The sequence below is a fragment of the Actinokineospora sp. NBRC 105648 genome, from assembly GCF_030269645.1.
In the GTDB taxonomy this organism is placed as follows: Bacteria; Actinomycetota; Actinomycetes; order Mycobacteriales; family Pseudonocardiaceae; genus Actinokineospora.
The window spans coordinates 1-1,374 of the sequence record NZ_BSTR01000107.1; the positions used below are offsets into that span (position 1 = coordinate 1).

The 1,374-nt window shown below is 66.9% G+C and carries 1 protein-coding gene; it reads right to left on the minus strand.

Annotation, left to right across the window (positions count from 1 at the left end; all coding sequences use genetic code 11):
* Positions 1 to 130: 130 nt before the first annotated feature.
* Positions 131 to 1,327 carry an IS701 family transposase gene (locus QSK30_RS36570; RefSeq protein ID WP_502871947.1) on the minus strand — a complete coding sequence of 399 codons (1,197 nt, stop codon included), beginning with the start codon at positions 1,325 to 1,327 and terminating at the stop codon, positions 131 to 133.
* Between the last annotated feature and the right edge of the window lie 47 nt (positions 1,328 to 1,374).

Below are 1,374 nucleotides of genomic sequence, written 5' to 3' on the forward strand. Positions count from 1 at the left end.
TAGTACTCCAGCCGCACTTCGTAGTATTGGGTCTGTCTGCGCTGGTAGTGGGCTTGTTGGGCGCGGTATTGGTGGCGCCGGCGCCAGTGGGACCAGGCCCAGGTCGCGACGCGGTTGTACGGGGTGGTGATCAGGTGTGCCAGGAGACGCTTGACCTCGCCCAGCGTGACTGGGATGAGGCCGCTGCCAGGGCTTTTGGGGCGATCGCCGCAGTCACGGCCAGGTAGGTGTGCGCGAGCATGGCCAGGGTGACGTGCCGGTACCAGGCGTCGTAGCGGCGCACCTGGTACTGGTCCAGGCCGACCTCGGTCTTCGCGGTCTGGAAACAGTCCTCGATCGCCCAGCGGGCCCCGGCAACTCGGATGAGGTCTTCGTCGGTTGTTCCCGTTGGGGCGCAACACAAGTAGTAGGCGATCTCGTACTCGCCCTTGCTGTTGCGGGTCAGACAACGGCGGGCCAGCAGCCAGCGTCCCCAGCCGGGTGGGGTGGTGTCGGGGTAGGTGGGCAACTCGGCGACGGCCCAGTCGAACAGGCGTGGTCCTTTGGCGCCTTCGCCGCAACTGTGGCGTTTCCATGCCTCAGCCGGTGCGTGGGCCACCAGTACATCGGCGCGAGAGGTGCCGGCCACCGCGGGGATGGTCTGGCTACTGGGCACGGCCACGACATAGCCGATCCGCTGTTCTTCCAGCCAGCGGCGGAACTTCGAGTCTCCGCCGTAGGCTTCGTCGGCGGTGACCCAACTCGCCGGGATCCCGGCATCCAGCGCCCGCGCGAGCATCCGCTGCGCAAGCACCGGTTTGGTCGCGAACTCGATCTCGTCGGGCACTACGGCTTCGCGGCAGCGCTCCCGGTCGGTGCTCCAGGACTTGGGCAGGTACAGCTCCCGGTCGATCAGCGTGCGGCCTTTGCTGGTGGCGTAAGCACAGAACACGCCGAGCTGACAGTTCTCGATCCGTCCGGCGGTGCCGGAGTACTGGCGTTGCACCCCGGCGGACTTGGTGCCCTTCTTCAGAAATCCGGTCTCATCGACGATCAGCACACCGTCGCGCTCGCCCAGATACGTGACCGCGTAGCCGCGGACGTCGTCACGGATGCCGTCAGCGTCCCAGGTGGCGGCGTTGAGCAGGCGCTGCATCCCGTCAGGGGTGAGGTCGCCGGCAGCCTCGGCCAGGGTCCAGCCGTTCTTGCCCGCCAGCGGAGCGAGCAGACCGCGCACGTAGGCGCGGGCCCGACGCCGGGGTTCGACCCGGTAGAACCGGCCCGCCACCTGGGCGAACAGTTCATCCAACCCGGCCACCCAGGCGTCAAGATCCTCATCAGTCAACACAAGATCGACAACCTACACCACGAAGATCACCAAGTGCGGCTGGAGTA